5 protein-coding genes, 1 tRNA gene and 1 pseudogene are annotated in these 7154 nt (G+C 67.9%); 6 read left to right on the top strand and 1 reads right to left on the bottom strand.

Going from position 1 to position 7154, the window contains the following annotated elements:
- The 5 genes and pseudogenes from VTU_RS0104265 to VTU_RS0104245 form a co-directional block, all read left to right on the top strand.
- Positions 1-227 (top strand): annotated as a pseudogene (locus tag VTU_RS0104265) (MFS transporter); the annotation flags it as partial.
- A gap of 25 nt (positions 228-252) precedes the next feature.
- Positions 253-1788: an aldehyde dehydrogenase gene (locus VTU_RS0104260; protein ID WP_010101149.1), complete on the top strand. Its 1536-nt coding sequence runs from the start codon at positions 253-255 to the stop codon at positions 1786-1788.
- Positions 1789-1836: 48 nt separating this feature from the next.
- The gene (locus VTU_RS0104255; protein WP_010101148.1) at positions 1837-3195 is read left to right on the top strand and encodes an aminotransferase family protein; all 1359 of its coding nucleotides are present in this window, start codon (positions 1837-1839) and stop codon (positions 3193-3195) included.
- Between the two features lie 24 nt (positions 3196-3219).
- Complete coding sequence (locus tag VTU_RS0104250; RefSeq protein WP_010101147.1) at positions 3220-4386, top strand: enolase C-terminal domain-like protein; 1167 nt, start codon at positions 3220-3222, stop codon at positions 4384-4386.
- A 65-nt stretch (positions 4387-4451) separates the two neighbouring features.
- Positions 4452-5678: a Zn-dependent hydrolase gene (locus tag VTU_RS0104245; RefSeq protein ID WP_010101146.1), complete on the top strand. Its 1227-nt coding sequence runs from the start codon at positions 4452-4454 to the stop codon at positions 5676-5678.
- Between the two features lie 19 nt (positions 5679-5697).
- Here VTU_RS0104245 and VTU_RS25650 read toward each other — a convergent pair whose 3' ends face one another.
- Positions 5698-6384, bottom strand: a complete 687-nt coding sequence (locus VTU_RS25650) for a FadR/GntR family transcriptional regulator (protein WP_010101144.1) — start codon at positions 6382-6384, stop codon at positions 5698-5700.
- 303 nt (positions 6385-6687) lie between these two features.
- Between VTU_RS25650 and VTU_RS0104235 the strand changes: the two genes are divergently transcribed.
- Positions 6688-6763 (top strand) — tRNA-Asn (locus VTU_RS0104235).
- Positions 6764-7154 lie beyond the last annotated feature (391 nt).

The raw sequence follows: 7154 nt of genomic DNA, 5'->3' as shown, positions 1-7154 counted from the left end.
TGTTCCCGACGAGCGTGCGGGCCAGTTCGATTTCCATTGGCTACAACGCCTCGGTCATGCTGTTCGGTGGCACGGCGCCCTACATCGCCACCTACCTGATCGACAGCACGCAAAACCCGCTGGCACCGAGTTTCTACCTCATGGCGGCGGCCGCCGGCGCGGCCATCACGCTCTCTCTGGCCCCCTGCGACAAGGCGGGCCACCGCGCCGCGCTGCGCCGCGACTGACGCCTCATCCCCCACCCCCCTCTCCATGAACATGAACCAATTCCCAGCCAAAAACATGCACGCCAGCACCACCGGACAGATGATCGAATACGGCCACTGGATCGCCGGCGAGAGCGTGCAATGCGCGCCCTCGGGTGCCCGGTTCACGTCCTGCAACCCGACCACGGGCGAGCCCTGGGCCCGGTTTGCCGAAGGTGACGCAGCCGCCGTCGCGCAGGCTGCCACGGCCGCGAAAGCGGCTTTCGAAGGGCCGGCTTGGCGCAGTCTGTCAGCGACCCGGCGCGGGCGGCTGATGATGCTGTGGGCCGACGCCATCGGGCAGAGCGCCGAGCGCATCGGCCGGATCGAGACCACGCAAAACGGCAAGCTGCTCAACGAGATGGTGCTGCAGGCGCGCATCGTGCCGGACTGGCTGTACTACTACGGCGGGCTGGCCGACAAGATCGAGGGCCGGGTGATTCCGCTCGAACGGGCCTCGGTGCTCAACTACACCCGGCGCGAGCCCTTGGGCGTCGTCGGCGCCATCATGCCGTGGAACTCGCCCCTGTTTCTTACCGTCATGGCGGTCGCTCCCGCCCTTGCGGCCGGCAACTGCGTGGTGATCAAACCTTCGGAAGTGACCTCGGCGTCGATCATCGAAGCGGTCAAGCTGGCGGAAAAGGTCGGCTTCCCGCCCGGGGTGCTGAATGTGGTCACGGGCGGCCGCGCCACCGCGCAGGCGCTGGTCGAGCATCCCGACATTGCCAAGATCGCCTTCACCGGCGGGGTCGAGGCCGGCCGCGAGGTCGGCGTGCGTGCGGCCAGGCGGCTGGCCCACGTCACCCTGGAACTCGGCGGCAAGTCGGCGAACATCGTCTTCGACGATGCCGATCCGCAGCAGGCCCGCGCCGGCCTGCTGGCCGGAATCTTTGCCGCTGCGGGACAGACCTGCGTCGCCGGATCGCGCGCCTTCATCCACCGCAGTCTGCACGACCGGATGCTGAACGAACTGGCCGAACGCGCGCGCGGCATCCGCATCGGCAACCCGCTGGAGGCGGACACGCAAATGGGGCCGGTGGCCACCCGCGCGCAATTGGCGAAGAACGAGTCCATGGTGCGCCGTGCGATCGAGGAGGGCGCCTGCGTGGTTCACGGGGGCTGCCGCGCCGCGGTGCCCGGCCTGCCCGGCGGCTACTTCTACACGCCGACCATCCTGAGCGGCGTGAAGCCACAGAGCTTCATCGCGCAGAACGAAGTCTTCGGCCCGGTGCTGTCGGTGATCCCCTTCGACGACGAGGAAGAGGCCATCGCGCTGGCCAACGGCACCGGCTTCGGCCTCGCTGCCGGGGTGTGGTCGCTGAACATCCGGCGCGCGCACCGCGTCGCCCATCGCCTGGAGGCGGGAACGGTCTGGGTGAACATGTACCGCGCAATGGCCTTCAACTCGCCGTTCGGCGGCTACAAGGCGAGCGGCATCGGGCGCCAGAACGGCATCGAGGCGCTGGACGCCTACCTGCAGACCAAGAGCGTTTGGTGCGAGCTCAGCGACGAGGTCCAGGACCCCTTCGTCATGCGCGCGTGACGCTCGCCGGCGCGCCAACATCCGAAAAACAGCAAAGGAAACCCCCCGATGAAAACCCCCGCCACCGACTGCCAGCCCAGCCTCCGGGACCGTGCCAGGCACAGCCTGCGGCATTTCCTGGCCGACTTCACCCAGCTCGAACGCGAATACCCGCACACCTACCCGAAAAGCATCCTGCGCGCGGAAGGCGCCTATGTGTACGACGAGGCCGGGCACAGGCTGCTGGACGCGGGAACGCACCTGGGCGCCTGCCAGATCGGCCACGGCAGCGCCGAGGTGGCCGAGCGCATCGCCCGCCAGATCAAGCGGCTCGAGTTCATCGCGCTCGACGGCGGCATCTCGCACCCCTACGCCGTGGCGCTCGCGCAGCGGCTGGCCGGCATGGTCCTCTGCGACGACCCGATCTTCTCGTTCACCAACAGCGGCAGCGAATCGAACGAGCTCGCGTTCAAGATCGCGCGCCAGTACCATCGCCGCCGCGGTCAGCCGCAGCGGGTGAAGATTCTGTCGCGCGTCGGCTCGTACCATGGATCCACATACGCTGCGGCGGCTGCGACCGGCGTGGCCGCTTTCAAGGAGGGCTTCGGCCCCCTGCCCGAGGGCTTCATCCAGGGGGCGCAGCCCTCGCCGGGGCGCTGCGGACAGTGCGGCCCGAGCGATGCCTGCTCCATGGCCTGTTTCGACGCATTCAGCCGCACGGTGGAAAACGAGGGGCCCGCCACGGTGGCGGCAATCATTGCCGAGCCGGTGGCGATCCCGCAGGCGGTGAAGGTGCCGCATCCGGAATATTTCACCCGGCTGCGCAAGTTCTGCGACCACCACGGAATCCTGCTCATCATCGACGAGGTGGTCTGCGGCTTCGGGCGCACCGGCAAGATGTTCGGCGCCGAGCATTTCGGCGTGCGCGGCGATATCGTCACCTACGCCAAGGGCCTCACGTCGGGCTACGTGCCCATGGGCGCGGTGGCGGTTTCGCGGCGCGTCGAGGAGGTCTTCAAGGACTCGCCGCTGCTGCATCTGAACACCTACGCCGGCCATCCCGTGGCCTGCGAGGCGGCGATGGCAGTCCTCGACATCACGGAGCGCGACGGCCTGGTCGCGCACGCCGCGCGCATGCAGGCCGTGCTGCGCCGCGAACTCGAGCGCATGCAGGCTGGCGTGCCGCGCGTGCGCCACCTGTGCGTGATCGGCCTGCTGTCCAGCACGTTGGCCGACATCTCCGACCAGGCCGACCCCGACGCCACGGTGCGCAAGGTACGCAAGCTGGCCTACGACCACGGCCTGCTCGTGCGCATCTCGCGCGATGGCGCGCTGCTCGGCGCGCATTTCTACCCGCCGCTGGTAGTCAGCGAGGCGGACATCGTCTCCGGGGTGAAGGCGCTCGGACAGGCGCTCGAGGCGATCTGAGCCATCTGATGGAGAGGACCGGAAATGCGCATCGTCGAAGTTCGCGAGCGGGCCATCCCGCTGCAGGCGAACATAAAAAATGCGGTGGTCAATTTCGCCGAACACACGGTTTCCCTGGTGGCCCTCGTGAGCGACGTCGTGCGCGAGGGCAAGCCGGTCACCGGGCTGGCATTCGACTCCATTGGCCGCTTTGACCAAAGCGGCCTGCTGCGCAGCCGCTTCATCCCGCGCCTGCAGGCGGCCGCGCCCGGCAGCCTGCTGAGCGACGATGGCCGCCTGTTTGCTCCCGAAAAGGTGTTGGCCAGCATCTTGCGCAACGAAAAGCCCGGGGGACATGGCGATCGGGCGCACGCGGCCGCGGCGATCGAACTGGCGGTCTGGGATCTGAACGCCAAGCTGCTCGGAATCCCCGCCTGGCAGCTCATCGCACAGCATTTCGGCGTGCAGCCCGTGGCGGCGATGCCGGTCTACGCGGCCGGGGGCTACTACTATCCGGAGGATGGGATCGACCGCCTGCAGGACGAGATGCGGCGCTACCAGGATCTGGGCTACGTGCGCTTCAAGATGAAAATCGGCGGCGCCCCGCTGGCGCAGGATATGGCGCGGATCGAAGCCGTTCTGAAGGTGGTGCGCGAGCCCGCGCATCTGGCGGTGGACGCCAACGGCCGCTTCGATACCGCAAGCGCCATCGCCTACGGCCGCGCCATGCAGGATTTCGGGCTGCGCTGGTACGAGGAGCCCGGTGACCCGCTCGACTATGCCCTGATGAGCGAACTCGCTGCGGCCTACCCGCACCGCCTGGCGACCGGAGAAAACCTGTTCTCTGCGCCCGACGTGGAAAACCTGGCGCGCTTCGGCGGCATGCGCAGGGGACTGGACTACTTCCAGATGGACCCCGGCCTGGGCTACGGGCTGAGCGAATTCGTGCGCATGATCGGCGCGCTGGAGAAGCACGGCTATTCGCGCAAGGAACTGCACCCACACGGCGGCCACATGCTCGCCTTGCACGTCGTCGTCGGCCTCGGGCTCGGTGGCTCGGAAGCCTACCCCGGCGTGTTCGCGCCGTTCGGCGGCTATGCCCCCGGGTGCCGCGTCGCCGACGGATGCGTAGCGCCGACCCAGGCCCCCGGTTTCGGGCTGGAAGAAGGGCCGCAGCTGCTGCCGCACATCACCGACCTGCTGCGCACCTGAAAGAACGCAGGGCAGGCCAAGGTGACAACGCGGGCATTTTCCGGAAACTTCAGGAGAGAGACCCCATGCAGGCCATCCAAGTCAATCGTGCGCGCCTGAAGCAGGCGATGGAGACGATTTCCGCAGTCGGTGCGACCCCGCGCGGGGGGCTCCACCGGCTCGCGCTCGGCGACGCGGACAAACAAGCGCGGGATCTGCTGTGCGCCTGGTGCACGCAGGCCGGCTACCCGGTGCGGGTGGACCGCATCGGCAGCATGTACGCGCGCCGCGCCGGCCGCAGCGAGGGCGATCCCCCCGTGCTGATCGGCAGCCATCTCGACAGCCAGCCCATGGCCGGGCGCTTTGACGGCGCGGTCGGCGTGGTCGCCGCGCTGGAGGTGATGCGGACCCTGGACGACCATGGAATCGCGACGCATCTCCCGATCGACTTGGTGAACTGGACGAATGAAGAGGGCGCGCGCTTCCAGCCGCCCCTGCTTGCCTCGGGTGTCTTTGCCGGCGCGCATGCCCTCGAGTACGCGCTGTCCCGGCAGGACAGCGCGGGACTGAGCGTCGCCAGCGAACTCGAGCGCATCGGCTACGCCGGCGCGCACGCGGCGGGCTTTCCGATCAGCAGCTATATCGAGTTGCATATCGAGCAGGGCGTCGTTCTCGAGCAGGCCCGCGCCACCATTGGCGTGGTCAGCGGCTTTGTCGGGATCCGGGACACGCGCGTCAGCGTCCTTGGCGAGAACGTGCACGCCGGCCCGCTGCCCATGCAACTGCGCCGCGACGCGCTGGTGGGCGCCGCGCAGATGGTGCTTGCCGCGCAGGAGGTCGGCCTCGCGCAGTCTCCCGATGCGCGCGTGACCGTCGGCCGGCTGTCCGTGCCATCGGATTCGCACAGCATCGTTCCCGGCCGGGTGGACCTGGTGCTGGACCTGCGCCACCCCGACGCAGCCAGTCTGGACGCCCTGCAGGCGCAACTCCAGGAGCGCTTTGCGCAGATTGCCACCAGGCTCGGGCTGTCGGTGCAGTTCGAGCCGTACTGGAGCTATGCGCCCATCGTCTTTGCCCCCACGCTGCGCGAACATATCCGCGCGGCCGCCAGGATGCACGGCTACCCCTGCCTGGACCTGCCCAGCCGCGCCGGGCACGACGCGCTGAACATCGCCAGGGTGGCGCCCACGGCGATGATCTTCATCCCCTGCCTGAAGGGAATCAGCCACAACGAAAGCGAATACGCAAGCGACGAGGACATCGCCGCCGGCGCCGACGTCCTGCTCGCAGCCACGCTCGCGGCGGCCACGTAATGACGCGCACGCAGCGGATTCAGGCCGGGGCCGTTTGCGGCAGCGGGGCGGACATCGCCGCGACCGCTTCCTCGAGCGGCTGCATGTGTTCCGCGATGGCCCTGCGGATGGTCGCAGGCTCGCGGCTGCGGATGGCCGCCAGCGTGCGCTCGTGCAGTTCGACGACCAGGTTCGGGTCCTCGCGGTACAGGAAGTAATCCTGCAGCAGCGCGAACAGTTGCTCGAGAATCTGGTACTGGTAGTACGCCAGGGCGCGGCTGCGGGCGGCGCGGCCGACGCTGTAGTGAAACAGATGGTCGAAGCGCATGCGCAGCATCAGGTCGCCGTCGCTGTGTTTGCGCAGGTTGTCGACGCACGCCTGCATGGCGGCGAAATCGGCGGGCGTCGCGCGTTCGCCCGCGAGCAGCGCGAGTTGCAACTCGATCGGTTGCCGCGCTTCGACGATTTCGCTCAGGCTCAGGCGGTTCATCTGCCCGCTCAACGCGACAAGACTCTCCTTGATCCGGTCCGTCAGGACAAACAGGCCGCCGCTGCTGCCGCGCTGCACCCGCAGCGTCTTTGAGCGGGTGAGCACCTTCAGCGCTTCGCCGATCACGGGCTTGCTGACGTTCATCGCCTGCGCCAACTGCTCGATACCCGGCAGGCGTTCACCGACCGAATACGCCCCCGAGAGGATGGCGTACACGATCTGCTCCACGGCCTCCATGTGGGCGCGGCTGTTGGTGATCGGGTGGAAATACCAATGCAGCGCAGGATCCGCGCCACCCCCGTGGTTCCCTTCGGCATCCGTGGCGGCTATGCCATCGCTTGCGTGAGCGTGAGTTGTCAGAGCCTTCATGTTCCCAAGGGATGATTTGGCGTGGAAATTGGCCCCGCATTCTATCGACCCATGGCGCCGTCCCATCCCGCAGCGGCGGCGTGCGCCCGGACGGTTCGCCAAGCGGCATGCGCGTTCGCGCGCGAGCGGCGCCGCCGCGCTGTGGGACACGTATATAATTTCGCCTCTCATTCCTCGATAGCTCAGTCGGTAGAGCGCCGGACTGTTAATCCGTAGGTCCCTGGTTCGAGCCCAGGTCGAGGAGCCAATTTCACGCAACGGCCAACGCCGTTGCACTCTTGGCATGGATAGCGCCCCACGTCGGCGATCCCGGAGAGCATTTCCGCGGCGTCCCGTCCGAGTGGTTTTCCCTGACCCTGCTTCGGTTCCATGGCAGACCCGCGTCGAGCGGGTGCCAGAGGGCATGTTTCGCGCATGGGGCGCCACGACTTCCACCGCAGGTACCGGAGTGACATGCCGGCCTGACGCCGCGCTGCACCGCGTCCAGGCGCAGCATGCCCGCGGCGAGGGGGACGGGCCAGCCTCCCGCAGCACAAACGCAAGAATCTTTATCTTGTGTCCTTGCCCCAGCCGCTTCAACGCCCGCGTCCTGCGGGCAACACTGCGCACCGAGAGCGAACTGGAGACAACACGAGATG

The organism is Verminephrobacter aporrectodeae subsp. tuberculatae At4, assembly GCF_000193225.1.
GTDB lineage: Bacteria > Pseudomonadota > Gammaproteobacteria > Burkholderiales > Burkholderiaceae_C > Acidovorax > Acidovorax aporrectodeae.
This window is presented reverse-complemented; position numbering and strand designations above follow the sequence as displayed.